Source organism: Flavobacterium indicum GPTSA100-9 = DSM 17447 (genome assembly GCF_000455605.1).
Taxonomy (GTDB): domain Bacteria; phylum Bacteroidota; class Bacteroidia; order Flavobacteriales; family Flavobacteriaceae; genus Flavobacterium; species Flavobacterium indicum.
In genome coordinates, this window is the sequence record NC_017025.1 from 1,808,873 (window position 1) to 1,835,268 (window position 26,396).

Sequence of the window (26,396 nt, forward strand, 5' to 3'; positions counted from 1 at the left end):
CTTATTTTTTCAAAAATACATTTTTTAATTAAAAAAAGTAACATAATCAATCAAAAAAATATAAATTTAAAGGATAAAATCTTTAAAATACATATATTTGTAATCATTATGAAAAACATTACTTCTTTTATTAAAATTACTCCGCCTTGATTTAAAAATTTTAATCAAGGATTCAACATTTAATTTTTATCGAAAAATAATTCGGTGAGTATTCATATAATACTTACCCAAACTAATATTTATATTATTATGCAAAAAGTATTCAATTTATTTGATTTAAAACAAAAAGTAAATTACAAAACTGAAATATTATCTGGATTAACAGTCGCCTTAGCATTAGTTCCAGAAGCTATTGCTTTTGCAATGATAGCAGGATTTTCTCCACTTACAGGTTTGTATGCAGCTTTTGTTATGGGATTAGTAACTTCAATATTAGGAGGGAGGCCAGGTATGATTTCTGGAGCAACAGGAGCAGTAGCAGTAATTTTCGTGGGACTTATTTTAGAATTAAAAAGTACTTTTCCAGAAATAAGTTCGGAAACAATTTTACATTATGTTTTTGCAACTGTTATAATTGGAGGATTGCTTCAAATTTTAGCTGGTGTCTTACGATTAGGCAAATTTATCCGATTAGTACCACATCCTGTTATGTTTGGTTTTGTTAACGGATTAGCGATTATAATTTTTATGGCGCAGTTTCCTAATTTTTATCAAAAAGGAACTTCAAATTTACTAGAAGGTTCTTCTATGTTTATTATGTTAGTTTTAACATTACTTACAATGTTAATTATTTGGGGTTTACCAAAATTAACTAAAGTTGTGCCTTCATCATTAGTAGCTATTATTACTGTTTCGGCAATTGTAATTGGATTTAATATTGATACTATGACGGTTGCTGATACACTAAATCAAGGTGAAACTATAAAAGGTGGTTTTCCACCATTTTCATTTCCATCAATACCTTTAACATTCGAAACATTCAAAATTATATTTCCATATGGAGCAATTGTTGCAGGTGTTGGTTTAATTGAAAGCTTATTAACTTTAAATCTTATTGATGAAATTACTGAGACTCGTGGTAATGGTAACAGAGAGTGTATTGCTCAAGGAACTGCCAATATTGCTTCAGGATTATTATCTGGAATGGGTGGTTGCGCAATGATTGGCCAAAGTTTAATAAATACTTCAGCAGGTGCAAGAGCAAGATTATCAGGAATTGTTGCTTCAGTAATGTTGTTAGTTTTTATAATGTTTGGATCAAACTTAATTGAAAAATTACCAATGGCTGCTTTAGTTGGCTTAATGTTTATGGTTGCTATTGGAACTTTTGAGTGGGCAAGCTTTAAAACTTTCAGAAAAATGCCTTGGTCTGATGTAATTGTTATGGTCTTGGTAACGTTAATTACTGCAATTACTCACAATTTAGCTATCGCAGTAATAATTGGTGTAGTTTTATCTGCTTTGGCTTATTCATGGGAAAATGCTAAAAGAATACGTGCAAGGAAATATGTGGACGAAAACGGTATTAAACATTATGAAATTTATGGACCTTTGTTTTTTGGTTCTGTACAAGGCTTTTCAGAAAAATTTGATATTATAAATGATCCAGAAGAAGTAATTATTGATTTTAAAGAAAGTCGTGTAGCTGACATGTCAGCTATAGAAGCATTAAACTCGATAACGCATCGTTATTTCAAACAAGGTAAAAAAGTACATTTACGCCATTTAAGTCAAGATTGTATAAATTTACTTAACAAAGCCGAAGCTATTATTGATGTAAATATTATAGAAGATCCAACATATAAACTAGCGATAGATGTAAATCAAAAAAAGCATAATTAATTTATGCTTTTTTTGATAGTTCTAAAATCTAACATTATATAAATTAAAACTAACAAGTATTCCAAACCAATCAACCAATAGTTTTCTTTAAATACTGTATTTTGATATGCACTATAACTCAAAAATATGGCAAAGCTCCAAATATGTGCAAAATTGTATTTTGTAAATAATGCAACCAAAACCAAGTTGATAATATACCAAGGATGAACTGTTGTAGCGGTTAGAAAATAGGTAGTTAATATGATTAAAAAGCTGCTAAATAACTCTTTGATGGTTTTGTTTTTCTTGAAAAAGGTTTGAAACAAGACAAATAAAATGATAACTATCGGAATAATTTTTCCTGTGATATGAATGATATTATAACCTTTAATCCAAAAACCAATTTCACGAATTAAATAGTAAATACTTGCATTAAATTCAAAATTTGTAAACCACAAACCAATGGTTTCGGTATATTTATTTACTAAATCTGTCGAAATAAAAGGCAAGAACAATAATGTATTTACTCCAATTACAATGCTGTAAAAACTGATGCTTTTTTTCCAACTCAGCTTCTGAAAAAATAGAGGTAACAACAGCAATGGAAGTAGTTTTACAGAAATAGAAATAGACAAAACAAGTGCGGCAAATATCCACTTTTTTTGTTGTAACAAATACATACTCCAAACAAAAAACAAAAGCATCACACCCTCAAAATGGAGGTTTCCTGTTAGTTCAATTATAACTAAAGGATTTAAAATATAGAAAAAAATACGTGATTTTTCAAAACCTAGATTTTTTAATAATTTACTACCAAAATAATAAATTCCTATATCAGCAGCAATAATTATTAAACGAAAAATTATTACAGAACCCAAAATTGAATTGGAACTGAAAAACGCTGTAATTGTAAATAAAAACTGGTTTACTGGTGGATAATTTGAATAGTGCGAGGCACTTAAACTTCCCATTCCTTGATATAATGTATCTGCTTGAGGTAAATTAAAATTTGAATTTTGTATTAAATTATTAGGTAAATAAATGTACGGATTTAATCCTTCTAAAATTAATCTTCCATCCCAAATGAATCGAAAATAGTCTTGCGATAAGTTGGGTAAACTAAATAAAAAAAGTATTCTAAATGTTATTGCAATTCCTATCAAAAAAGAAAAATTATTCTTTTCAAGCACAGTAATTTTGTAAAAAAACATGAAAAGAAAAGTGAACAAAGTAAGTAATATATAAAAGTCACTTCGTTCAAAAAAATAAGCAAATAATGCATAAAAAATGATACTAAATAAGCTAAGTACTAACGTATATTTAGAATGTACATTCATTTTAAGCATCCTTTATTGATCTGAAAAAAACATAAGAATAGCCTATGATAAGCATCAAGTGCAAAGGAAATAACCCAAAATCATTAATTTGAAAACCAGAATATAATCCAAAAAGAAAATACAAAATTAAGATTCCTTCAAAAAATATGTTTTTAGAAATTTTATCTGAAATATATACATTCTGTCTCCATTTATCATTTAGTGTTTCCATATTAAATTTAGGTGTTCTAACGAACTCACTTTTTTTCCCAATAAAAGCTTCTAAAACAGCAATGGTATTGTGAAATGTAAATCCCAAGGCAATAGTATAGAAAGTAAAAAACATTCCTATATAGTTTATAAACTTTTTAAATCCACCACCATGTATGTTTTTATAAGTAAACCAATAGCTTACAAAAAATAACAATGTGGTTACAAAAAACAATAATAATACATCAAAAATATAGTACAAATTAGGGTTCTTATTTTTTATAAATAGCATTGGCACACTTAATATTGACATAATAAAAATGCCCAAAAACATGGAACTATTTAAAAGATGCAATATGCCATGAATTTTCGTTTGTAATGAAATAGATTTTGAAAATAAAACTCTTGCACCCATTTTAATAAAATTTTCGGCACCGCCTTTATTCCATCTAAATTGTTGAGATCGAGCCGCACTTATAATTACAGGTAGCTCGGCTGGAGTTTCTACATTTTCTAAATACTTGAATTTCCAATTTTTTAATTGTGCTCTGTAACTTAAATCTAAATCTTCGGTTAATGTATCACTTTCCCAGTTTCCTGCATCAAGAATACAATCTTTTCTCCAAACTCCAGCAGTTCCATTAAAGTTGATAAAATGGGATTGTGAATTACGACCCACTTGCTCCAATGTAAAGTGAGCATCAAGAGCAAAGGCTTGTATTTTTGTTAGAATAGAATAATTTCTATTCATATGCCCCCAACGTGTTTGTACAACTCCAATTCCATTATCTTTGAAATAAGGAATCGTTTGCAATAACCAATCCTTTTGCGGTACAAAATCAGCATCAAAAATGGCAATAAATTCTCCTTTGGCAACAGCTAAACCTTCTTTTAATGCTCCAGCTTTAAATCCAACTCTGTTACTTCTTGTAATATGTTTAATGTCTAAACCAGATTGATATAAATCAGAAATTATTTTTTTGGTTTCGATAACACTTTCATCGGTGCTATCATCTAAAACTTGAATTTCTAATTTGTCTTTTGGATATTCAAGTTCAGCAATAGTTAAAAGCAAACGTTTAACCACATATTTTTCGTTATAAATAGGTAATTGAACTGTAACTAATGGAATTTCATTTTCAAAATTAAAATCAAATTTTTCGTTGGTAGGAATTTGTTTTTTACTTTTTAAATAATTAATAAGTAAATTAAATTGAGCTAACCCATAGAAAAAGATTATTAAGATAGAGAGTGTGTATAAAAAAAGTATAATGTATGATAGTATTTCCATTAAATTATTTAAAAGTATATTTAAAAATCCAACCTATAATTTTAATTCCTGCCATTATAGTTCCTTTTACTGTTCCAGAAACTTTAGAAACCCCAATTCTGTTTTTATATTTCACAGGAATTTCTATATAAGTCATTTTTTGTTTTAGCGCTTTGAGCTGCATTTCTACTGTCCAACCGTATGTTTTGTCCTGCATTTTTAAAGCTAACAACTTTTCATATTTAATTGCTCTAAATGGCCCCAAATCGGTATATTTTGCATTAAAAAAAAGCTTCATTAAAAAAGTAGCTAACCAATTTCCGAAAATTTGTTGCGGAGTCATCGCACCTTTTTCTCTAAACTTATTAACTCTTGCTCCAATTACAAAATCAACATTATCGTTTAGAATAGGAGCTACTAATTTTGTTAATTCTTCAGGATAATCTGAATAATCACCATCTAGAAAAACTACAATATCAGGCTTAGTTTTCTGTTTTGAAATATAATCCAATCCTTTGAGACAAGCGTATCCATATCCTCTTCTTTTTTCAGAAAGTACAATTGCCCCATTTGCAAAAGCTATTTGAGCAGTGTTATCAGTTGAATTGTTATTAATGACTATTATTTTTGAAACTATTTTTGGGATTTCGGTTATTACATTTGAAATTGCTTTTTCTTCATTATATGCAGGAATTATTACATAAATTTTAGTCATTAATTATCTTTTTTAAATTCTTCTAAAGTATTCCATTGTTTTATCTTAATACCAGAACTATATTTTTCAGCACTCACAATTTTACCCTTTTTGTATATAATTGTTAAACCATTCAATTCATCATTTTTATATTCACTTTTTTTTAAAACAACTTGTTTTTCATCATAGAATATCCACCATTTTATTTTTTTATTATTAAAATAATGTCCTTCTTCTTTTTTATTTCCTTTTTCATAATAATAGTACCAATAATCAGTTTTTTTATTATTTTTTAACCATCCTTCCTCTTTTAATATTCCATTTTCATAATACTGTTTAAAATAAATTTTGGAATCATTAGGAAGAAATGATAAAAACTGCAATGCATTTAATATAATTGACATAATTTTAAAAGAATTAAGCATAAATATTCATCCTATTTTTGGTTTAATGTCCAATCAAAATCATAATATTTTATTGTAAAGCCTTTATCGATTTTTTTATTCAAAAAAAGATTTAAAAAGTCAATTTCATCAAAATAGTTAGTCACAAAATCTTTTTTATACCAATCGAATATTTTTGACAATTCGATAGTTTTAGTATTTTTATTAACTCTTACATATTGATCTTTGTTAATTAAAAATATTGCTTGCTTTTTAATTAATTCATCTACATTTGAGGGTAAATAAGCACCTTTTATAAAAGGAGAACCTCCATTTGATGCACTAGATAATACAAAATGTATTCCCGGCTCAAAGAAAATTTCTCTTAAAATAACATTTTCAATATCATCTAAAGTAAGTTGTTGAGTGGCTATTCTGTGTATGTTTTCATTAAAAAAGCCAGGTATATCGTTTACCGATTTTGTAGGATAATTATCTATTGCACTCTTTATTACAAGTAAATTATATGCGTTAATCCAAAATGCTTTAGCAACATTTTTATTATCCATTGCAAGTACTTTTAACTTTGAAGCATTATCAAGTATATATATAAGTTCTCCTGGGCTTTTTTTAATTGTTTTGTAATCAATTTTTCCGTCTTCGGAAACGTATTTTTTAAAAAATTCATTGGTTTGTTCAAAAAAGGCATCAATAGTTTGTGAGTTAGAAATAAAACTAGAGAATAAAAAAGTAAATAGAATTATAGTTTTTTTCATAATTGCAAAATTTTGGGTTATAAATTATTGAGCTTGTATAATTTTAAAATTATTTATTGTTTAGTAAATTCATTAAATCGATATCATTACCAAGTAAAATTTCATTACTTTTTATTCTATTTTTTTCTGAAGCATTTTCTAATTTTAAAACACCTCGTGGACAAACCGCAGAACAAATCCCACAACCAACACATGAAGAACGAACAATATTTTCTCCTTTTTGAGCATAGCTACGAACATCAATTCCCATTTCGCAATGTGTGGTACAATTTCCACAAGAAATACATTGTCCTCCATTGGTAGTAATTCTAAATTTTGAAAACAATCTCTGTTGCAATCCTAGTATTGCAGCCATTGGACAACCAAAACGGCACCAAACTCTATTACCTAATAATGGGTAAAATCCAACACCAATTACTCCGCTAAAAGCTGCTCCAATGCCAAATCCATACCATTTACGAAGTTCGTAACTATCAAAAAAAAGTATATTTTGACTATTAGAAAAAAAGTTGATTAATAAAGAAATGAAAATAATTACAGATAATGAAACCATAGTAAAAATAGCATCAGTATCCATATCATCTCTTTTAAAAATGTATAAAGCCACTACGAAGATTATCAAAAAAGCTACAACACCATATATAAATTGGTCTTTTGTAATAAAACTCATTTGAGGATTATTAGAAAGAAAAGTAAAAATAACCGCAATAGTTGTAACAAAAACTAAAACCAAAACTGAGTGTATCATCCATCGCTCAATTTTCCATGCTTTTTGAGTAGATATTGATAAATGACGGAAACTGTCTCCAGCGGTTTCTGCTAATCCACCACAGCCACAAACCCAAGAACAATACCAACGTTTGCCATAAAAATAAGTAAGTATTGGAGAAATAATAAATATCATTGCAATCCCAAAAATCAACATAAACATACCTAAATTGCCTCCTTGAAGCATATTGGTTAAATGCCAATCTTCAAAGAAATAATAGTTTAGTGGCCACATATTTTTTAAATCTTTTGCAAAATAGGGAAGCTCTGGATTTAACTTGGTTAACATTTCTGGAATTAAAAAAGCAAATCCTAATTGAAAAAACATCACAGAAATTGTGCGCACAAATTGGTACTTATTATGACGATATTTTAAAATAAATTTATAACCTAATCCAAGAATTGCAACTGTATAAAGCGTTCCATATACAAACCATTGACTGGCTGCATGTCCGTTTATTAAATAACTTAAGGGATCAAAAAAACCAACAATTCCAGAATTTGCAGTGCCATTTTCACCTAAACCTAAATAAGAAGGAAACCAATATAATGCAACATAAAATGCAGTAAGCACAACACCAATTATCCAAGCAATAACACCTTTATTCGTTAATGATTTATGAAATAAGCCTGTATTACTAATCCCTTCTGGTTTGCTTAAATACGTAGCTCTCGCATAAATAATTGTACCAACTAAAATAGAAACAATAGAAATGCTCAGCCAAATAGATTGATTAGGAAATGAAACATTGAAAAGAGTAAGTAACAAAATAAAAACACCAACAAATCCAACTGTTAAACCTAATTTTTGTAAACTATTTAACGTATTATTTTGATGTGAAGCAATTGATAAGTTATTAGACTTATTCATAACTAATTGGCTTTTAAAGTTGAAAATTGGTTGTTAAACGCATTTTGTATTTCGTCTTCATAAGAAGTAAAAAACTCTGGGTCAAAATTGGCTTGTTTCAAATTTTGAATTACAAAATCTATTGTTCGTTTTTCAGTTAGAACTTTATCAAAAAACTCGTGTCGCAATCTAATACCGAATGTATTTATGCCTAAAAAAATTCCTGTTTGCTTATCAAATGAAATCCTAATTGCTTTTTTACCCAATTTATGTTCCCAATAAAATTGTTCTTCGTAGTCTTTTTTTACAGCCCAAACCCAACCATACGTTTGGTATTCAATATCAAGAAATTTTGCTGAATTAAACCAATGTCCAGGATTGTATTGCGTTGGTTTTCCTGTTAATGTTTGAGCCAATGCTTCGCCCATCATTCTTCCAGTATACCAAACTGCTTCTATTGGGCGACGTAAACCAATGTTTTCGTGTTGTTCGGCACAATCACCAATGGCATAAATATTTTTGATATTAGTTTCTAAAAAACGATTTACTTTAACACCACGACCCAACTCGATCCCCGAGTTTTTAAGAAAGTCAATATTAGGTGAAACACCAGCTGTTAAACCAACAATCTGACATTCAATAATTTCGTCTTTATCTGTTATTACCGCTTTGGCATATCCATTTTCATCAGAAATAATTTCTTTTAAACCGGTATCTAATCGTAAATCAATATGATGTTCTTTTATATGTTTGTTAATTAACACACTTTCACCTTCTGGCAGTACACCATTCCAAAAACTACTTTCTCGAACCAAAAAAGTAACACCAATATTTCTTGAATGTAACATTTCCGCTAATTCAATTCCAATTAAACCTCCACCAACAATTACTGCATGTTTAGCATGAGTAGAAAGTGTTTCTAAGTTTTCTAAATCTTGTTTATGATATAAACCTGTTACACCTTTTAAATCTTGTCCTGGCCAGCCGAACTTATTAGGTTTAGATCCTGTGGCTATAACCAATTTATCAAAACGCAAAGTAGTATTGTCATTTAAAAGTAATGCTTTTTCTTTTACAAAAACCTCTTCTACCTTTTTGTTGAGTATATCAATCTTATTCTTTTCCCAAAAATTATCTTCATAAGGCTGTATATGCTCAAATTTCATATGCCCCATAAAAACATACATTAAAGCCGTTCTTGAAAAGAAATATTTAGACTCTTCAGAAATAATAGTGATTTTATGATTGGATTTTTTTCGAATATGACGAGCCAAAGTAACTCCCGAAACTCCATTTCCTATTATAACAATATGTTCCATAAGTTAATCTGTTTAGTGTTTAGACGAAATAAAATGAAATTCCTGACAATTTACTTTACGTTTTTACTGTAATAGTTCAATAAACTTTTTACGGAATGCCCTAACTTTCGTTTTAAATGAATAATTGTAAAATGGTATTGTAACTTCCAAGCACCATTAATACGATACCTTCTTGCTGAAGTTATAAGATATTTAGGGATAACAACAAATTGTTTTTCTTGATAGAGTCGCTTGATAATTTCATTGTCTTCATAAATAATATAGCTTTCATTAAAACCATCAATTTTATCAAATAAATACTTAGTAACAAATAAAGATTGATCCCCACCACGACAAGAAATATGATTAAATCTTGTAAACCACTGCGATACTAAAAGTACTGGATGTTTGTAATCAAATTTCATACGAAAGCAACCTGCTAAATTACCTTTATCAACATGTTTTATTATTTCTAAATCAAAATCTTTAGGTGGAAAACTATCACAATGTAAAAAATATAGAATTGTTCCTTTTGCAATTTTTGCTCCGGCATTCATTTGTTTTGCTCTTCCTTTTTGAGCCTCTATTAAAATTACGTCTTGGAAGTCTTGAATTAATTCTTGTGAGCCATCAGAACTTCCACCATCAACAACAATTACTTCATATGAATTATCTTTAGAAATAGTTTTTTCTATATGCAACAAAAGTCGATGTATTGCATCGACTTCATTAAGAATTGGAATTATTATAGAAACTTTAATCATTTAAACTCCAGTTATATTCTTTGTATTTTACTTTTGCACTTTTATTGATTTTTATGGAACTATACTTATTTAAAAAATCTATTATAGTTCCATTTGTTTTAAAATCTCCTGAAAACCAATCAAATATTTTTGATATTTCTACGGTATTAGCAGAAATTGTGTTTTTAGTTTTATCATTTACAAATGCTTTTGCTCCAGCCTCTAATTGAATTTCTAATTTAGCTTCTGTATAAGCTTGATTGGATAAGTTTGGACAAGAAAAAGAAGCACAGTTTATGGCAAAATGAATTCTTGGTTCATTCATTTTTCTTAATATTTCGTGCTCTATTTCTTCTAAGCTATACTTTTTTGTTCCTATTGTAAAATTTTTTTTACCCCAAGGATCTTTAATATCTTTTATACTTTTTACAGGATAATTATCTAAAATAAGTTTTACTGTAAACGCATTATATGTGTTTATCCAATAAGCTAAAATCGCATTACGAGACCATGATTTTTGAGGTGCATTTGTGGTTAATTCATCTAAATAAACTTGTAATGCTTTTGCATCTTTCTTAAATCCTTTGTAATCTACATTCCCCTTGTCTGTAACATATTTTTGCAATAATGTGTTCCACTTTTGATGATCTAATGCTTTCGTTGAATTTTGATTTTCTACCGCATAAGCCATTTCAGGAATACTATTTTCATTTGACTTTGCACACGACAAAAGAGGGAATAAGGCTATTATAAAAAATATTTTTCTCATTTCTATTTTATTTAATTTTTAGAATTGTCGAAACATTTATGAATTCCTGACAAACTATTTTTTAAAAGGATAAAGTTCTTGTTCCAAAAAATCTTGAGGAAATTCATCTTCGTCTGAAAAACCTAATTCTATATCTCTTCCATCTCTTGGTACATGATTGGTTTTGAATAAATAATCCCAAATACTCAATGAAATTCCGAAGTTAGCCCCATATTTAGAAGGTAAAGCTTTACTATGATGCCAAATATGCATTTTTGGGTTATTGAAAATATATTTTAAAAAACTGTAATCCCAACCAATATTAGCATGATTCAAATGACCAATGGCTATAGCAATAAAATGCACAACAAATACATCTTCAAGAGCAAAACCACCAATTAATATTAATGGAATATATTGTATTGATTTGTACACCACCGCTTCTAACCAATTGTATCGAAATTGAGTGGCAAAACCCATTTGCTTAGGCGAATGATGCGTTTTGTGAATTTGCCACAAAAACGGAACGCGATGCAATAATCGGTGTGTATTCCATTGCACAAAATCACTTAAAATAAAGAATATTATTAATCCAAAAGGCTTTGGTAATTCTGATAAAGAAAAAAATTGAATTGAATTTATCTGAAAACCAAAAAGGTTTAAAAAGTCATTAAATAATGCTTCGGTTACGTTGGATAAAGCAATGAGTAAAAGCAAATTCAATAGGAAGAAATTGAAAAACATATAAAACAAATCCAACCAAAAATCTTTTCTAAATATGGGTTGATTTTTTCGCCAAGAAAAGGCAATTTCTAATAGCCAAACTACTACTGATATAAATAGTAAACCATAGAAATAGTTGTCCCATTTCCAATAAAGAATTTCATTTATCAAGTAGTTAAAATATCCACTATAAGAGTTTATTATAAGTTCTATATACTGATCTTTCATAGCATTTATTTAAGAACGAAAAAAATAATTGCACTTATAATTGCAGCTATTGGTAATGTTAGTATCCAAGACAAAACTATTCTTAATATCATTTTGAAATCTGCTGATTTATTTACTAATCCAATTCCAAAAATAGAACCTACAGAAACATGAGTAGTAGAAACAGGTAAATTATTAAAACTTGCCGTAGTAACTAATATACTTGTAACTAAATTTGCAGTAAATCCTTGTCCTGTATTCATTGTTGTAATTTTATTACTCATGGTATTTGCAACCTTTCTTGCATTTAGAATTCCTCCGACAGCCATTGCAATGGCTACAACATAAAGGAAATAACTTGAATTAACAGAAGTAATTAATAATAATATTCCAGCGATTTTTGGTGTATCATTTAATCCTCTAGCAAATCCAACTGCACCTGCACTAATAAAATGAAAAAAATCAACAATTTTTTGACTTGAAATACCAAAAATACTTTTAGAATATATTTCTGAAGTTGAATCACAAGATGATACAATTAGTTCATTTTCAATTTTAATTTCAGATACAAAATCATTATGAGTTACTTTGGCGTTATAATCCTCAATCAAGCAAATGCAAGATTGTTTTGTGATTCCAAGTTTTTTCCTAATTGAAGAAAATGAATAATAAAAAAACACAGCAAAAATTGAAGCTAAAAGAGGGCTTGCTAATAATGGAACTACAAAGGCATCCGCAAGTTTCTGAAAATTAAATCCTAGTCCAACAGACAATATTCCAACTCCAAACAAACTTCCAACCAATGCATGTGTAGTAGATACAGGCATTCCGATTTTAGTTGCAAAAAAAATTGTCAATGCAGCACCAATAACTACTGAAATTGCAAATATGGGATTTAATAATAGTTCATCAGGGACTAATCCTTTACCTGAAAAATTTTTCAAAAGACTTTTAACTAAAAAAATAGAACAAATAGAACCTGAAATTGTAGTTAAAACAGCCCAAACAAGTGCACTTTTATATGATATAGTTTTACTGCTATAAAGAGTTGCTACACCTTTAAAAATGTCATTAGCACCATTATTAAATGATAAAAAAACTACTGCTAAAATTAAAATTAAATTTGTCATATTCATGAATTAACAACATCCTCCTCCGTTATAATGATAGGTACTTTCACTAATGAAAATATCACTTCTATTTAATGATGCTATTGCAGTTGCTGTTTTATCGCAAATTGCTAATGGTTGATTTTTCATCAAGACATGACCTTTATCATCATCAAAATAATCTTCCTTACCAAAATAAATTGCAGCTTTACCAGTAAAAACGCATGGACCATCTGCTGGCATAGGGTCTTTTATCGCACAAACCTCTATACTTTCAATATAAATTAATTCATCTGTTGGGTAATTTTCTGTATCTAAAATTCTATAAGGTCTTCTACCTCTTATCTCAATAGTACCAAACCCAACATCCGTTAAAGCTTTAATATAATCAGCAATAGGAATACTACCACTTAAACATAATGCTCGTAAATGATCATCGTTTCTTAAAGTTTCGTTCATTTCTTGTTCGCATGTAGGATCACTCATAACTAAACGTCCGTGAGGCTTTAAAACTCGATACATTTCCTGCAATGCTTTTTTTAAATCTTCGGCTTTAAAAATATTAAAAAGACAGTTTTGTGCAGCAACATCAATACTTTCATTTTCAATAGGTAAATTCAATGCATCGCCTTTTCTTAACTCAACAAATTCACTTTTAAACCATTCGTTCTCTTGTTCAGCAATAAGGAAGTTCTTTCTAGAAGCTTCTAACATCTCATCTACAACATCTACACCAATAACTCCTGCTTTTTGTCTAGAAAAATATGAGAATTGTAACAATTCCATTCCACCGCCAACACCTACATATAAAATCTTTGGATTATTAATTAAATCTTGTGCCGAAATAGTACTACCACAACCATAATTCATTTCTTGCATAATTTTTGGAATTTCTAAACCAGGAAATTTCCAGATAGGTGTTGTTGTACAACATAAACCAACATCGGGTGTTAATGCGGCATTTTTATATAAATCGTTTGTTGCGTTTAAATAACTCATAGTAGTAAAATTTTAAATATTTTTAATTAATGCTTTAAATAGTGTAATCATTTTAGGTTCTGCTTCTCCAGCAATGGCTATAATTTCAGGAATGTTTACTGGTTTTAAATCATCAGGATTACATTCATCAGTTAAAACTGAAACGGCCAAAACAGGCAGTTGTAAATGATTTGCAACGATTACTTCAGGAACTGTACTCATACCAACAGCATCTGCGCCAATAATTTTTAAATAGCGATATTCTGCTCTTGTTTCCAATTGTGGACCTACAACAGCAGCATAAACCCCTTTGCGAAGCACAATAGCATTCTGTTTTGCTATTGCTGTAATTTTGGTATTCATATCTTCATCATAGGGCGCACACATATCGGTAAATCGTTCCCCAAAATCAGAAACATTAGCAAATGCCAATGGTGAACCTCCTTGCAAATTAATATGATCATCAAGCAACATCAAATCGCCTTTTTTGTAATTCAAATTAATAGCTCCTGCTGCATTTGAAATTAGCAGTTTTTTTATACCTAAAGCACTCAATATTCGTATAGGAAAAGTTATTTCTTGCAAACTATACCCTTCATACAAGTGAAATCGTCCTTGCATTAAAATAACTTTTTTACCTTCTAGAGTTCCAAAAAGTAATTTCCCTGAGTGAAACTCTACAGTTGACAAAGGAAAATTTGGAATATCAGCATAATTTATTTCGCATTCAATGGTCAAATGATTTACTAATTGTCCAAGTCCTGTTCCTAATACAATACCAATTTCAGGATTAACAAAACCTTTCTCTTTAAGAAAACTTGTAGTTATTTCTATTGTTTTTATATTCATTTCTATAGATATTTTTGAAATTCTGGAATATTTTTAATGTCGTCGATGGTGTCGATATCGTTTTGCATTCTTAAAAATGCTGTATTGATATTCGATAAATTGGTTAATGTATCTGATAAAACCGTGTTAGTTCCCCAATTTTTATTTTCGAATATCCCATTTGGAATTGTTTTCAAGCCTAATAGATAATAGCCTCCATCTTCAGCAGGGCCGATAACAACTTCATTTTCATCTAATAGTTTAAAAGCATCTTCAATATCTTTTGATTCAAGAGTTGGCAAATCAGAACCTACAATAACAATTTTATCGAAACCATTTTTAAATCCTTTTTCAAAAGCATTTTTCATTCTCAATCCTAAATCGGTTCCTTGTTGAATATCTTTTTCAAAAGTAGCAGTGTCCCAAATATCATTTAAAACAATATCATTGGAATACAATACACGCTTAAAAGCATTTACTTGAGCGATACATTGTTTAGTATGAGCTAACAAATGAACATAAACTTTAAGAGCATTTTTTTTTCCAATTGTTACTGCTAATCGGGTTTTTACTTTTCCTAATTCAGGATTTCTAGTAAAAACTAAAACTAATTTCTTTTCCATAATTAAGCTACCGTACCTTGACAACTACTTCCTGCTCCAGCAGTACATCCATAACAATGCTGAGAAATTACAATGTCTCGATCATTTAAAGATTCTTCATTATATTCTGAAATATGTTTTTCTTTTGAAGCTACTTTTAGACCTAACATTTGATTAAAATCGCAGTCATACAGATAACCATCCCAACTAACAGAAATCGTGTTGGTACACATTACATTTGCAACTGCTTTTGGATTAAATGCTTCTACTAAAGCATACATATAATCTTCGTAATTATCTGAAGCAATTAAATAATCTAAAAATCTACTAATTGGAATATTAGTAATGGCAAATAAATTATTGAAATCAATATCAAAATCTTCCTTTAATGCTTTTTTGAAATCTTTTTCTAAAGCCATTTGATCAGTAGGAAGAAATGCTCCGGAAGGATTATATACTAAATCTAATTTAAGTGGACTTCCTTCTTTTCCATAACCAACATCATTAAGCATTTGTAATGCTTTTATTGATTTATCAAAAACTCCATCACCTCTTTGCTTATCCGTTTTTTCCCTCTTGTAAAAGGGTAAGGAAGAAATGACATGAATATTATGTTTAGCGAAAAAATCAGGTAAGTCATGGTATTTTTTATTCGCTAAAATAATTGTTAGGTTAGAACGTACTATAAAATCTTTTACGCCTAATTTAGAAGCTTCTTCAACAAACCATCGAAAATTTGGATTCATTTCAGGAGCACCACCAGTTAAATCTAAAGTATGTACAGAGGTTGTTTTAAGAACATTTAAAATGTGCTCCATGGTGTCAACTGTCATGATTTCTTTTCTATCAGGGCCAGCATCTACATGACAATGTGCACAAACTTGATTGCACATGTACCCAACATTAATTTGTAAAATTTCAATCTTCTTCGGGCGTAAAGGAAATTGATTTATTCCTTTAAGTTTATTGGCAAAAGTGGGTAAAGATCCGTCTTTAAAAAAACCATTAGATAAAATTTCTAATTGTTTTTCCGTTTTTGAAAGCTCACTTTTTTTTGCTTGTAATGATTTTGCTAACATTCGCTCTAATTAAATTACATTGATAATTTGTCATATTTGTTCATCATTTGCACACCATGAACTAAAGATGCTCCACCTCTAATAGCAGCAGCTACATGCAAAGCTTCCATCATTTCTTCTTTAGTTATACCTCTTTTTAAGCCATCGCCCGTATAAGCATCTATACAATAAGGACATTGAACAGTATGAGCAACTGCCAATGCGATTAATGATTTTTCTCTTGCTGTTAAATTCCCTTCTTCAAAAACTTTTCCATAGTATTCGAAGAATTTTGAACCTAATTCCTCATTCCATTCTGATATTTTTCCAAATTTTTTCAAATCTGATGGATCGTAGTATGTTTTTTCCATGATGCTATATATTAATAAGTTTGAATTCCTTTTTTTAGATATTTACTCCATTCTTTACTATACGTATGTATATATTCTGTTTCTTGCTCTAAATGATTAAATACTTTATAACCATTATTTTTCCATTCAAAAATGCCTCCATAAAGATTAAAAACATTAGAATAACCTAACTTCAATAATTTTTCTCCAATTTTTTCACTTCTTACTCCAATAGAACAATAAACTATAATTGTTGTATTCTTATCTTTTATTTTTTCTAAAACTAATTTTTGATTGAACTTGTTATAGCCTACATGTATAGCTCCCTTAATATGGCTCGTATTATACTCAATCAATTCTCTTGCATCTAAAAAGACTACAGGTGACTTAATCGAGGCTTGTTTAACATTTATATACGAAACACGCTCTGAATTGTATTTTTTTAATACTTCAGGAATAGAATTCTGGCCATAAATTATGGTAGAAAAAAGTAAAAGAATAAGGAAGAAATGTCGCATAATTACATTTTTATCTAATATAGACGAAAACATTTTGAATTCCTGACATTTTATTTTTCTAAATCGCTATTGAATTAAGCAACTATTAAACACAATCAAGTTAGCTTTTATGTGATTTAAATTTAAAATATTAAGTGCCTGTAGCACTTGAATCATTTTTTGAATTTAAATAATTGCTAAATTTATTCCTTAAAATCTGCATATCCTCACTTACTTTTCTATCCAATACTTTTGCATAGTGTTGAGTCGTTCTCAAATTTTTATGACCTAACATTTTACTCACACTTTCAATTGGAACTCCATTAGTAAGTGTTACTGTAGTTGCAAAAGTATGTCGGGCAATATGAAATGTTAGCTCTTTGTCTATTTTACAAACTCCTGCAATTTCTTTTAAATAAGCATTCATTTTTTGATTTGACAGAATTGGGAGCAGTTTATTTTCTCCGACGCATTGAGGATGATTTTCATATTTATCAATTATCATTTGTGTAACTGGTAGTATTGGAATCTTTGAAGCACTTTCAGTTTTTTGACGATGGGTGAAAATCCATTTCTCACCATCAATTCCGATGCTTATGTGTGATTTTGTCAAGTTTTTGACATCAATGTACGCCAGTCCTGTAAAACAGCTAAAAAGAAATATATCACGAACATGTGAAAGTCTATGATTCTTTAAATCTTTTTCAATTATATTCTGGACTTCTTCTTCAGTTAAATAAACACGTTCAACCTCTTTAACTTTTGCTTTGTAGTTTGCAAATGGGTTCTTCTCAAGCCAATCATTAGCCAAACAAATTTTGATTATTTTACTGAAGTTCTTGATGTATTTAACAGCCGTATTATTAGAGCAGTTTCTAACGCTTCTTAAATAGAATTCGTAATCGGTAATAAAAGCATGGTTTATTTTAGAAATCTCAATATCTGAGACATTGTATTTCCATTCCAAGAATTCAATTGTATGCTTTAGGGAAGTGGTATAACGTTCTAACGTTCCGTGAGCATATTCTTTTCCCACTAATTCTTTTATCTTATTGTTGTGGTCTTGGAAGATAGGAACGAGCATGCGCTGCTTTTCATCAGAGCCAAAAAGCAATTCTTTAAAGTTATCAATACTCAATTCTTGATTCTTATGAATTAATTCCATTTGAATATCTAATACTTTCGATTTTATTAAATCAAGATAACTATTTATTGAACGGGCTTCTTCTGTAGTGCCCTTCATTTTACCCACTTCCGATAACCATCGGTTAGGTTCTATGAACTTTTTAGTACTGTATTCTGTTCTAATTCCATTTACAGTAAGGCGAACATAAATTGGAAATTGCCCTTTGGAATTAGCTTTAGTTGATTTTGCATAGAAATGCAGGTTTACTTTCGCTTTCATTTTATTGACTGATTAATTATTTATCAATTTAAATTCTCAATCCAAGCCAAACAAGATGTTTAATGAGTGAACTAGCTATTTAATTCATCGTTGAACCCTGTGTTTGCAAGGGTTAAAGGATTTTAGCGAGACCCTAGATTTCTAGTTTTTTCTAGGGTCTCGATTTAGTCCCTTTAGCGATAAGATTCAATGAATAATTTGATATATTGACAAAAGCAAAAAACCCCGAAAATCATAGGATTTCCGGGGTTTTGACACCATTTAGGATTTTTTTCAGCGGAGAAAGAGGGATTCGAACCCCCGGACCTGTTACAGTCAACAGTTTTCAAGACTGCCGCATTCGACCACTCTGCCATTTCTCCTATAATCCGTTTCGATTATTACGGGTGCAAATATAGCCCCTTTTTTATAATCTCCAAACGAATTAAATAACTTTTTTTTGATTATTTTTTAATTCGTTGATAATCCAACTCTTATATTTTATTTATAAATTAAAAACTAATATAATCTGTAATTTCTAGGCCATAACCTATCATTCCTACACGTTTACTTTGAAACGAATTTGTCATTAACTTAATACGTGTAATATCAATATCATGTAAGATTTGAGCTCCAATTCCAAAGTCTTTGGTATCAATTTTAATTTTTGGTGCTTCAAAAACGCCTTCTTCTTGTAATTTTCTTAATTCAGAAATACGGTCTAATAAATCGGTAGATTGTAATTCTTGATTAATAAACAAGATAGCTGCTTTATCGTATTCGTTTATTTTTTCAAATATATTTTCTAAATGTTTATCTTCTTTTGAAGTTAAATTACCTAAAATATCATTTGTAATTTGAGTAGAATTGATTCGGGTTAAAATCTCCTCTCCTTTTTTCCAACTTCCTTTAGTTAAAGCGATATGTACTTTTTTATTAGTAACCTGCAAATAAGCACGTAATCTAAATGTACCAAATTTTGTTTTTATTTCGAAATCTTCTTTCTTTTTGATTAAACTATCGTGTTGCATACGGTAACGCACCAAATCTTCAATAGAAACTAATTTCAAATCAAATCTTTTTGCAACTTCTACTAATTGTGGTAAGCGTGCCATTGTTCCGTCATCATTCATGATTTCACAAATTACTCCCGCTGGTGAAAATCCTGCCAAACGAGCAAAATCTATAGCTGCTTCTGTATGTCCGGTTCTTCTTAATACACCACCTTGTTTAGCAATTAAAGGAAAAATATGTCCAGGGCGCCCTAATTCATAGGGTTTTGTTTCTGGATTAACTAAGGCTTCAATAGTTTTAGAACGATCTGAGGCAGAAATACCAGTAGTAACGCCATTACCTTTCAAATCAACTGAAACTGTAAAAGCTGTTTCCATATTATCGGTATTGTTAGAAACCATGGCGTAGAGTTCTAATTCTTTACATCGCGATTCGGTTAAAGGAGCACAAATTAATCCTTTTCCATGAGTAGCCATGAAATTAATCATCTCTGGGGTTACTTTATCTGCTGCTGCTAAGAAATCGCCTTCATTCTCCCTATCTTCATCATCAACTACTATAATAACTTTTCCTTGACGTATATCTTCAATTGCTTCTTCTATAGTATTGAGTTGTATTGTTGTACTCATAATGGAATGTTGTGTGTTTGGGTTATGTTTATTTTTTGTATTCTGCTAAAATTTCTTTAATCTTTGATTGGTTATAAAAGTAAAAGAATATGTAAAAAGGAAAACCTCCTACTAAAGTCAATACCTTATTAATAAATGTATTTTTATTGTTTATTCTTTCAATTTCAGAGGCATGCTCTGTAGATTTATAAATAAACAAATACGTCATTATCAATAAAATACCTGCCAATAAACCAAAGAATATTTTAACTTTAACTAAAACTGCGAATATAAAAGTTAGTATAAATAACAACAAGGCTACTTTGGAAGTTCTTTTATATTCTTGCGTTTGATAATAAATTTCAATGTATTCTAGATCAATTAAATTATTTTCTAACAACAATTCATCTTGAGTAATTCCTCTGGTTTCAAGAATTTTTAAAGCCTTTTTTCTATATAATTCTGGATATCCAAATTGCAAAGCATTTTTCACAATTTCTATTAAAACATTGGTCTCTTTTTGAAGTAAGTCTTTGTAATCTATATCATCTGTATTAATACTCATGGCATCTAGTGATGCAATTGCATAGTTTGCTTTTAGATTGTCTAGGCTTGATTTTACAAACAAATTTTTAATTGGTTCAAATAACCAATCTAAATTAATAGTAACGTTTTGGTCGTTAGTGGCTCTTTTGGTTAAGAAAATAGCTAAAGGGGTTAAAATCAGTGAGCCAGCAGCCACTCCTAAAAAAGGATGAATTCCGTCTTGACCCGCTAGTTTTTTTCCAAAAGTATTAGCAAAGTTAAACGTAATAAAAATTAATATTGCAAAAACAATTGGTAAACCTAATCCTCCTTTTCTAATAATTGCGCCTAATGGAGCCCCTATAAAAAACATTAATAAACACGCATAAGCAACAATGATTTTATCATAAAAGGAAATCCAATAATCATTAATAAAATTTCTTTTTGTTTGTAAATCAAACGAGTAGCCATCTAAAGTAAAAATTGCGTTATTTACCTGACTCATAGCAATGTCCTTAATTATTGGTTTTCGATCTGCAGAAAATAAGTCAAGTAAATTATTATCTTGTGTTTTATTTACAACTGTCTTTATCTTATTTAATTGATTATTAACAGGCTGATCGGAAAAAGGATTGGATTTAGAGTCTAAATTTTCGCTATATGAAATAACATCTTTTTTAAAACTTTTTTCCATGGAATCAAGCATAATATTAAGCTCCGACATGGTCAACATGTTGTGTGCATTAATAATCTCTGCATTGTCAGAACCTGCATTATTTAATTTAGCTAAATCAATATTAATTGTATATTTTTTAAAACTGCTTTTAGCAAAAGGCATTTTCTGTTTATCTTCTAGCTTTTGAGTTTGCACATCTTCATAATAATAACCATCCAATAAATCTAATTGCAATAGATTGGTAGTATCGTCACTTTTCAATACGCCTTTTTTTGCTCTAATAACAGTTGAAACAGGAGCGTATTCATTTTTTTTAATATGCATGGTAACACCTTCTAAAAACTCTCCATTTTCACCAGATTTTTTTTCAACTTTAATGTTGAATGCAGAACCTATTTTATTGAACTGGCCTTCACCAATTGCCATTGCAGGTTTTGTTTGTAAAATAGATTTACGAAGATTGATAAAACGATATTGTGCTTCAGGTATAATGTTGTTTGAGAATAAAAAACCAATTAAACTCATAACCAAAGTACAATACACCAGAACTTTCATGGCTCTTTTTAATGAAATTCCACCCGATTTCATGGCAGCAAATTCATAGTTTTCAGCCATACTACCAAAAGTCATAATTGATGCCAATAAAATAGACAAAGGCAATACTAATGGAACCATAGTAGGCATGAAATACAAAATAAATTTAGATATTGTAATAAAATCTAAATCCTTACCTGCTAATTCAGCAATGAAAAGCCAAATACTTTGTAATACGAATATAAAAAAAAGGATTACGAATACAGAAGCAAACGTAATCAAAAATGATTTTAATAAATATTTGTCAATTATCTTCACAGTAATTAATCGGCTTTGTTGATATAATACTTAGGATATTTTGCTTTATCAAATGTGAAATGTGTTTTAGATAATGCTTGATTAAATTTAAAAGATGCTACGGTTAATGTAGTCTTTGTACCATTTTTTCCAACTTCAATTAAATTGTAGATATGCTTTGTTTTGGTATCGATACCTATTAAAATTTCTTTACGTTGATCTTTACCATTAGTAGGCGTTAATTTAACATATTGAATGTTTTTTCCAGCTACTTTTTGCTTTATATCCATAGTATAACTAAATCCTTTTTGAAAAAAAGAAAATATCTTGTTAGGAGAAACCGAGTTAGCATCGGCTTCATCATAATTAGAAATTGTAATTTCTTCATCTTCTGGAACAATCGTATATACTTTTTTTCCGTCAAATAGTTTTGTCATTCCCATGAAATTTAACACATATTTGTTTCCTTCCATAGCAACATTACCTTTGCTCTCTTGATTAATTTTTTCTTTAGCGTTATAAATCGAATATTTAAAGTCAATAACAATATTCTTATATGATTTTGTTTTTGCTACTACTTGATCTAATAATGCTTTTGCTTTATTTTTTTCCTGTGCTTGTGTACTTACTACAAATAACAACAATAAAGCGGTAATCTTTAAAAAATTTTTCATTTTTCTATTATAAATTATTTTGTTCGTTATTCAAAAATTGTTCCAAAGAAACTAAATCAGGAATTAAAACAGCTCTTGCTTTACTTCCTTCAAAAGGACCTACAATTCCAGCTGCTTCTAACTGATCAATTAAACGTCCTGCTCTATTGTAACCTAATTTTAATTTTCTTTGAATTAAAGAAGCAGATCCTTGTTGAGCTGTAACCACTACTTCAGCTGCATCTCTAAACAAAGCATCTCGATCGGCAATATCAATATCCAGATTAACACCATTTCCTTCTTCCCCAACATATTCAGGTAATAAATAAGCATTTGGATAGGCTTTTTGAGAACCAATAAATTCACATATCTTTTCAACTTCAGGTGTATCAACAAAAGCACACTGTACACGTGTTAAATCGTTTCCTTGTGTATATAACAAATCACCACGTCCAATTAATTGGTCGGCACCTTGACTATCTAAAATAGTTCTTGAATCTATTTTTGATGTTACACGGAAGGCAATTCTTGCTGGGAAGTTTGCCTTAATAATACCCGTAATTACATTTACAGACGGTCGTTGTGTGGCAATAATTAAGTGAATTCCAATAGCACGAGCTAATTGAGCCAAACGCGCAATAGGAGTTTCAACTTCTTTACCTGCCGTCATAATTAAATCGGCAAATTCATCCACAACCAAAACAATATAAGGTAAAAATCGATGGCCGTTTTCTGGATTTAATCTTCTATTTTTAAATTTCTCGTTGTATTCTTTAATATTTCTTACCGAAGCATCTTTTAATAAATTGTAACGATTATCCATTTCCACACATAGTGAATTTAATGTATTGATAACCTTAGCATTATCTGTAATAATTGCATCAGAAGAATCAGGTAATTTAGCTAAATAATGTCGTTCAATTTTATTGAATAAAGTCAATTCTACTTTCTTAGGATCAACCAAGACAAATTTAACTTCAGCCGGATGTTTTTTGTATAAAATAGAAGTCAAAACAGCATTTAAGCCTACAGATTTTCCTTGACCTGTAGCTCCAGCCATCAATAAGTGTGGCATTTTAGCTAAATCGACTACAAATGTTTCGTTAGAAATGGTTTTTCCTAATGCTATAGGTAATTCCATTTCGGCTTGTTGGAATTTAGGTGATGCAATAACACCTTTCATAGACACCATTGAAGGCGAAGCATTAGGCACTTCAATACCAATTGTTCCTTTCCCAGGAATTGGTGCAATAATACGTATTCCTAAAGCAGCCAATGATAAGGCAATATCATCTTCTAAACTTTTAATTTTTGAAATTCGAATTCCAGCTTCCGGTACAATTTCATATAATGTAACTGTTGGTCCTACCGTAGCTTTAATTTGAGCAATATCGATTTTGTAATTACGTAAAGTATCTACAATTCTATTTTTATTTTCTTCTAATTCGTTTTGATTAATAGTAATACCACTTCCGCTATATTCCTTTAACAATTCAATAGACGGAAATTTATAATTGGATAATTCAAGCGTTGGATCAAACTCTCCAAAATCTTGCACTAACTTTTGAGCTAAACTTTCTTCCACAATATCCTCTTCTTCTGGCTTTTCGATAACAAATGAAGAGTCTTCGGTTTCAATTATTTGCGGTTGCTTCACAACAGGGTCAAGCGGAAGTTCTTTTGGAATATGAATTTCAGATGCGTGTTGAATGGTAGGTTTTAATTCTTCTTTATTAATTTCAAATGAAGTTGTTTCAGGACGCTGAATAACTTTCATATCCTGCCATGAATCGTCATCTTCCTCCGCTTCAACTAGTATTGGGTTTGTAGTATTTATTGGGTTTGCAATTGGAACATTCTCATTGTCTTCAACGGGCTCTTCAACAATTGCTGCTTCGTTATTTATTTCATTTAGAATAACTTCTTCTTCGGTTGGCTGATTTTTTTTCTCCAAATAATCTTTCACCTTGTCAGGCGACATTTTAATTTTGAAAATTAAGAAAATAGTCAAATTAAAAATCAATAGTAAAATAGTTCCTATGGTACCTGTATAATCAGCAATAAAATTATGAATTTCATAGCCTACAATTCCAGATAAATGTGGAATAATATTCCATATTAGTCCAAAAAATATTGCACAATTTACGGTTAAAAATAAATCCCAAAAAATTGTTTTCTTTAATTTTGACAATGGTAAATCTACAATTAAGTAGGCTCCTACCACAGCAATGATTTTTACAATAAAAAAAGAGGCAATACCAAAACCTTTATACAAGAATAAGTCAGCTAACCATGCTCCTGCTTTACCTAACCAATTTTCTACTTCTACAGTTCTATTGGCTAATTCACTAACTTGACTTTGATCATTTGAGCCAGAAATATAATAGGAGATAAAAGATAACAATAAAACAACAGCTACTAAAATTAAAAAGACCCCAAAGACAAATTTTTGTGCCCTTGAAGTTTTTAATATTGACTGACCTGCTTTGGTTTCAGAGGTATTTTGAGTTTCTTTTTTAGCCATTCAAAACAATTAGAAATTATAATATTCTTGGTAAATATATTAATGTTCCTACAGCGATTGCACTCATTGCAGCAAACATTACCGCTCCTGCAGCAATATCTTTTATAAATCCTATTTTTTCATGATAATCTGGATGTATAAAATCTGCAATTTTTTCAACAGCAGTATTCAATCCTTCAATAGCAAGAACTAAGCCAAATACAAGGATTTGCATCATCCATTCTTCTCTTGAAATTTTAAAATAAAAACCTGCAATTGTCATTAATACAGCCAAAGAAGACTGCACCATTACACTATGTTCGGTTGTTATTAATTTATAAGCTCCTAAAACAGCAAATTTTACACTTTTTATTCTTCCAGAAACGAATCCGTTTTCTTGTTTCATTTTAAAAATTATAGTGCTTGTAAAGCATTATCATAATTTGGTTCATTAGCAATTTCAGAAACTAACTCAGTATGTTTTACAACTCCATTAGCATCCACCACTACAATAGCTCTAGCATGTAATCCATTTAAAGCACCATCTGTTAACAAAACACCATAATCTTTAGCGAATGAAGCATCTCTGAAATCAGATAAATTAATAACATTTTCAATACCTTCAGCTCCACAAAAACGTTTTTGAGCAAAAGGCAAATCTCTTGAAATACATAATACTTTAGTATTAGGTAGTTCAGAAGCTAATTTATTAAATGTTCTTACAGATGTTGCACAAGTAGCTGTATCAACACTTGGAAAAATATTTAAAATTACATTTTGTCCAGCGAAACTACCTAAAGTAATTTCTCCTAAATTAGCATCAACTAATTTAAATTCAGGTGCTTTAGAACCAATTGTTGGTAATTCACCATTTGTATGCGTTGGATTTCCTCCTAATGTTACTGTTGCCATATCAATTTTTTTGTGGTCAAAAATACAAAATTAAATTAGTTTACTCGTCACAATATTTTAC

25 protein-coding genes and 1 tRNA gene are annotated in these 26,396 nt (G+C 29.7%); 1 reads left to right on the forward strand and 25 read right to left on the reverse strand.

Annotated features, from left to right (window positions below; all coding sequences use genetic code 11):
* Positions 1 to 249 precede the first annotated feature (249 nt).
* Positions 250 to 1,842, forward strand: a complete 1,593-nt coding sequence (locus KQS_RS08360) for a SulP family inorganic anion transporter (protein ID WP_014388750.1) — start codon at positions 250 to 252, stop codon at positions 1,840 to 1,842.
* On the opposite strand, the gene mptB is transcribed toward KQS_RS08360, so the two are convergent.
* From mptB to tpx, 25 genes are all read right to left on the reverse strand, one after another.
* On the reverse strand, positions 1,839 to 3,032 hold the full coding sequence (gene mptB / locus KQS_RS08365; protein WP_242400758.1) for a polyprenol phosphomannose-dependent alpha 1,6 mannosyltransferase MptB: 1,194 nt from the start codon (positions 3,030 to 3,032) through the stop codon (positions 1,839 to 1,841). The genes KQS_RS08360 and mptB overlap by 4 nt on opposite strands.
* 127 nt (positions 3,033 to 3,159) lie before the next feature.
* Entirely contained in the window at positions 3,160 to 4,638 is a 1,479-nt protein-coding gene (locus KQS_RS08370; RefSeq protein ID WP_014388752.1) for a cellulose synthase family protein, read from the reverse strand.
* 4 nt (positions 4,639 to 4,642) lie between these two features.
* Positions 4,643 to 5,332, reverse strand: a complete 690-nt coding sequence (locus KQS_RS08375; RefSeq protein WP_014388753.1) for a glycosyltransferase family 2 protein — start codon at positions 5,330 to 5,332, stop codon at positions 4,643 to 4,645.
* The gene (locus KQS_RS08380; protein ID WP_014388754.1) at positions 5,332 to 5,715 is read right to left on the reverse strand and encodes a toxin-antitoxin system YwqK family antitoxin; all 384 of its coding nucleotides are present in this window, start codon (positions 5,713 to 5,715) and stop codon (positions 5,332 to 5,334) included. Before KQS_RS08380 ends, KQS_RS08375 begins: the two co-directional genes overlap by 1 nt.
* 32 nt (positions 5,716 to 5,747) lie before the next feature.
* Positions 5,748 to 6,470, reverse strand: coding sequence for a DUF547 domain-containing protein (locus KQS_RS08385; protein ID WP_014388755.1), 723 nt, complete (start codon positions 6,468 to 6,470; stop codon positions 5,748 to 5,750).
* 49 nt (positions 6,471 to 6,519) lie between these two features.
* Complete coding sequence (locus tag KQS_RS08390) at positions 6,520 to 8,109, reverse strand: 4Fe-4S binding protein (RefSeq protein ID WP_014388756.1); 1,590 nt, start codon at positions 8,107 to 8,109, stop codon at positions 6,520 to 6,522.
* 2 nt (positions 8,110 to 8,111) lie between these two features.
* The gene (locus KQS_RS08395) at positions 8,112 to 9,407 is read right to left on the reverse strand and encodes an NAD(P)/FAD-dependent oxidoreductase (RefSeq protein ID WP_014388757.1); all 1,296 of its coding nucleotides are present in this window, start codon (positions 9,405 to 9,407) and stop codon (positions 8,112 to 8,114) included.
* Positions 9,408 to 9,457: 50 nt separating this feature from the next.
* Positions 9,458 to 10,150, reverse strand: a complete 693-nt coding sequence (locus KQS_RS08400) for a TIGR04283 family arsenosugar biosynthesis glycosyltransferase (protein WP_014388758.1) — start codon at positions 10,148 to 10,150, stop codon at positions 9,458 to 9,460.
* Positions 10,143 to 10,898 carry a DUF547 domain-containing protein gene (locus tag KQS_RS08405; protein WP_014388759.1) on the reverse strand — a complete coding sequence of 252 codons (756 nt, stop codon included), beginning with the start codon at positions 10,896 to 10,898 and terminating at the stop codon, positions 10,143 to 10,145. The genes KQS_RS08400 and KQS_RS08405 overlap by 8 nt, the downstream gene beginning before the upstream one ends.
* Positions 10,899 to 10,952: 54 nt before the next feature.
* Positions 10,953 to 11,828, reverse strand: a complete 876-nt coding sequence (locus tag KQS_RS08410; protein WP_014388760.1) for a sterol desaturase family protein — start codon at positions 11,826 to 11,828, stop codon at positions 10,953 to 10,955.
* Positions 11,829 to 11,833: 5 nt separating this feature from the next.
* Positions 11,834 to 12,937 (reverse strand): inorganic phosphate transporter, encoded by a 1,104-nt coding sequence (locus tag KQS_RS08415; RefSeq protein WP_041252060.1) that lies wholly within the window; start codon positions 12,935 to 12,937, stop codon positions 11,834 to 11,836.
* A 9-nt stretch (positions 12,938 to 12,946) separates the two neighbouring features.
* Positions 12,947 to 13,915 (reverse strand): arsenosugar biosynthesis arsenite methyltransferase ArsM, encoded by a 969-nt coding sequence (gene arsM, locus KQS_RS08420; protein ID WP_014388762.1) that lies wholly within the window; start codon positions 13,913 to 13,915, stop codon positions 12,947 to 12,949.
* 12 nt (positions 13,916 to 13,927) lie between these two features.
* Complete coding sequence (locus tag KQS_RS08425; RefSeq protein ID WP_014388763.1) at positions 13,928 to 14,743, reverse strand: purine-nucleoside phosphorylase; 816 nt, start codon at positions 14,741 to 14,743, stop codon at positions 13,928 to 13,930.
* Positions 14,744 to 14,745: 2 nt separating this feature from the next.
* Positions 14,746 to 15,345, reverse strand: a complete 600-nt coding sequence (locus KQS_RS08430) for a TIGR04282 family arsenosugar biosynthesis glycosyltransferase (protein ID WP_014388764.1) — start codon at positions 15,343 to 15,345, stop codon at positions 14,746 to 14,748.
* Between the two features lie 2 nt (positions 15,346 to 15,347).
* On the reverse strand, positions 15,348 to 16,403 hold the full coding sequence (arsS, locus tag KQS_RS08435; protein ID WP_014388765.1) for an arsenosugar biosynthesis radical SAM (seleno)protein ArsS: 1,056 nt from the start codon (positions 16,401 to 16,403) through the stop codon (positions 15,348 to 15,350).
* A 14-nt stretch (positions 16,404 to 16,417) separates the two neighbouring features.
* Positions 16,418 to 16,753 (reverse strand): arsenosugar biosynthesis-associated peroxidase-like protein, encoded by a 336-nt coding sequence (locus KQS_RS08440; RefSeq protein WP_014388766.1) that lies wholly within the window; start codon positions 16,751 to 16,753, stop codon positions 16,418 to 16,420.
* Positions 16,754 to 16,764: 11 nt separating this feature from the next.
* Positions 16,765 to 17,283 (reverse strand): rhodanese-like domain-containing protein, encoded by a 519-nt coding sequence (locus tag KQS_RS08445; RefSeq protein WP_014388767.1) that lies wholly within the window; start codon positions 17,281 to 17,283, stop codon positions 16,765 to 16,767.
* Between the two features lie 97 nt (positions 17,284 to 17,380).
* Complete coding sequence (locus KQS_RS08450) at positions 17,381 to 18,634, reverse strand: site-specific integrase (protein WP_014388768.1); 1,254 nt, start codon at positions 18,632 to 18,634, stop codon at positions 17,381 to 17,383.
* 277 nt (positions 18,635 to 18,911) lie between these two features.
* A tRNA-Ser gene (locus tag KQS_RS08455) sits at positions 18,912 to 18,996 on the reverse strand.
* 129 nt (positions 18,997 to 19,125) lie between these two features.
* Positions 19,126 to 20,256: a 3,4-dihydroxy-2-butanone-4-phosphate synthase gene (gene ribB / locus KQS_RS08460; protein WP_014388769.1), complete on the reverse strand. Its 1,131-nt coding sequence runs from the start codon at positions 20,254 to 20,256 to the stop codon at positions 19,126 to 19,128.
* 28 nt (positions 20,257 to 20,284) lie between these two features.
* Positions 20,285 to 22,288 carry an LptF/LptG family permease gene (locus KQS_RS08465; protein WP_014388770.1) on the reverse strand — a complete coding sequence of 668 codons (2,004 nt, stop codon included), beginning with the start codon at positions 22,286 to 22,288 and terminating at the stop codon, positions 20,285 to 20,287.
* Positions 22,289 to 22,293: 5 nt separating this feature from the next.
* A complete protein-coding gene (locus KQS_RS08470) occupies positions 22,294 to 22,941 on the reverse strand; it encodes a LolA family protein (RefSeq protein ID WP_014388771.1) in 648 nt (215 codons plus the stop codon).
* 7 nt (positions 22,942 to 22,948) lie between these two features.
* Positions 22,949 to 25,444 carry a DNA translocase FtsK gene (locus KQS_RS08475; protein ID WP_014388772.1) on the reverse strand — a complete coding sequence of 832 codons (2,496 nt, stop codon included), beginning with the start codon at positions 25,442 to 25,444 and terminating at the stop codon, positions 22,949 to 22,951.
* Between the two features lie 16 nt (positions 25,445 to 25,460).
* Entirely contained in the window at positions 25,461 to 25,829 is a 369-nt protein-coding gene (locus KQS_RS08480) for a diacylglycerol kinase family protein (RefSeq protein WP_014388773.1), read from the reverse strand.
* An 8-nt stretch (positions 25,830 to 25,837) separates the two neighbouring features.
* Positions 25,838 to 26,335 carry a thiol peroxidase gene (tpx, locus tag KQS_RS08485; protein ID WP_014388774.1) on the reverse strand — a complete coding sequence of 166 codons (498 nt, stop codon included), beginning with the start codon at positions 26,333 to 26,335 and terminating at the stop codon, positions 25,838 to 25,840.
* Between the last annotated feature and the right edge of the window lie 61 nt (positions 26,336 to 26,396).

What these genes read in the sequence shown, in the direction of transcription:
- KQS_RS08360 (WP_014388750.1), top strand. Translation starts at nt 250, where the DNA reads ATGCAAAAAGTATTCAATTTATTTGATTTAAAACAAAAAGTAAATTAC.
- KQS_RS08445 (WP_014388767.1), bottom strand. Translation starts at nt 17,283, where the DNA reads ATGTTTTCGTCTATATTAGATAAAAATGTAATTATGCGACATTTCTTC.
- KQS_RS08395 (WP_014388757.1), bottom strand. Translation starts at nt 9,407, where the DNA reads ATGGAACATATTGTTATAATAGGAAATGGAGTTTCGGGAGTTACTTTG.
- KQS_RS08450 (WP_014388768.1), bottom strand. Translation starts at nt 18,634, where the DNA reads ATGAAAGCGAAAGTAAACCTGCATTTCTATGCAAAATCAACTAAAGCT.
- arsS (WP_014388765.1), bottom strand. Translation starts at nt 16,403, where the DNA reads ATGTTAGCAAAATCATTACAAGCAAAAAAAAGTGAGCTTTCAAAAACG.
- KQS_RS08440 (WP_014388766.1), bottom strand. Translation starts at nt 16,753, where the DNA reads ATGGAAAAAACATACTACGATCCATCAGATTTGAAAAAATTTGGAAAA.
- KQS_RS08400 (WP_014388758.1), bottom strand. Translation starts at nt 10,150, where the DNA reads ATGATTAAAGTTTCTATAATAATTCCAATTCTTAATGAAGTCGATGCA.
- KQS_RS08410 (WP_014388760.1), bottom strand. Translation starts at nt 11,828, where the DNA reads ATGAAAGATCAGTATATAGAACTTATAATAAACTCTTATAGTGGATAT.
- KQS_RS08480 (WP_014388773.1), bottom strand. Translation starts at nt 25,829, where the DNA reads ATGAAACAAGAAAACGGATTCGTTTCTGGAAGAATAAAAAGTGTAAAA.
- KQS_RS08430 (WP_014388764.1), bottom strand. Translation starts at nt 15,345, where the DNA reads ATGGAAAAGAAATTAGTTTTAGTTTTTACTAGAAATCCTGAATTAGGA.
- tpx (WP_014388774.1), bottom strand. Translation starts at nt 26,335, where the DNA reads ATGGCAACAGTAACATTAGGAGGAAATCCAACGCATACAAATGGTGAA.
- arsM (WP_014388762.1), bottom strand. Translation starts at nt 13,915, where the DNA reads ATGAGTTATTTAAACGCAACAAACGATTTATATAAAAATGCCGCATTA.
- KQS_RS08375 (WP_014388753.1), bottom strand. Translation starts at nt 5,332, where the DNA reads ATGACTAAAATTTATGTAATAATTCCTGCATATAATGAAGAAAAAGCA.
- KQS_RS08470 (WP_014388771.1), bottom strand. Translation starts at nt 22,941, where the DNA reads ATGAAAAATTTTTTAAAGATTACCGCTTTATTGTTGTTATTTGTAGTA.
- KQS_RS08405 (WP_014388759.1), bottom strand. Translation starts at nt 10,898, where the DNA reads ATGAGAAAAATATTTTTTATAATAGCCTTATTCCCTCTTTTGTCGTGT.
- KQS_RS08390 (WP_014388756.1), bottom strand. Translation starts at nt 8,109, where the DNA reads ATGAATAAGTCTAATAACTTATCAATTGCTTCACATCAAAATAATACG.
- KQS_RS08475 (WP_014388772.1), bottom strand. Translation starts at nt 25,444, where the DNA reads ATGGCTAAAAAAGAAACTCAAAATACCTCTGAAACCAAAGCAGGTCAG.
- mptB (WP_242400758.1), bottom strand. Translation starts at nt 3,032, where the DNA reads ATGTTTTTTTACAAAATTACTGTGCTTGAAAAGAATAATTTTTCTTTT.
- KQS_RS08385 (WP_014388755.1), bottom strand. Translation starts at nt 6,470, where the DNA reads ATGAAAAAAACTATAATTCTATTTACTTTTTTATTCTCTAGTTTTATT.
- KQS_RS08370 (WP_014388752.1), bottom strand. Translation starts at nt 4,638, where the DNA reads ATGGAAATACTATCATACATTATACTTTTTTTATACACACTCTCTATC.
- KQS_RS08380 (WP_014388754.1), bottom strand. Translation starts at nt 5,715, where the DNA reads ATGTCAATTATATTAAATGCATTGCAGTTTTTATCATTTCTTCCTAAT.
- KQS_RS08425 (WP_014388763.1), bottom strand. Translation starts at nt 14,743, where the DNA reads ATGAATATAAAAACAATAGAAATAACTACAAGTTTTCTTAAAGAGAAA.
- KQS_RS08415 (WP_041252060.1), bottom strand. Translation starts at nt 12,937, where the DNA reads ATGACAAATTTAATTTTAATTTTAGCAGTAGTTTTTTTATCATTTAAT.
- ribB (WP_014388769.1), bottom strand. Translation starts at nt 20,256, where the DNA reads ATGAGTACAACAATACAACTCAATACTATAGAAGAAGCAATTGAAGAT.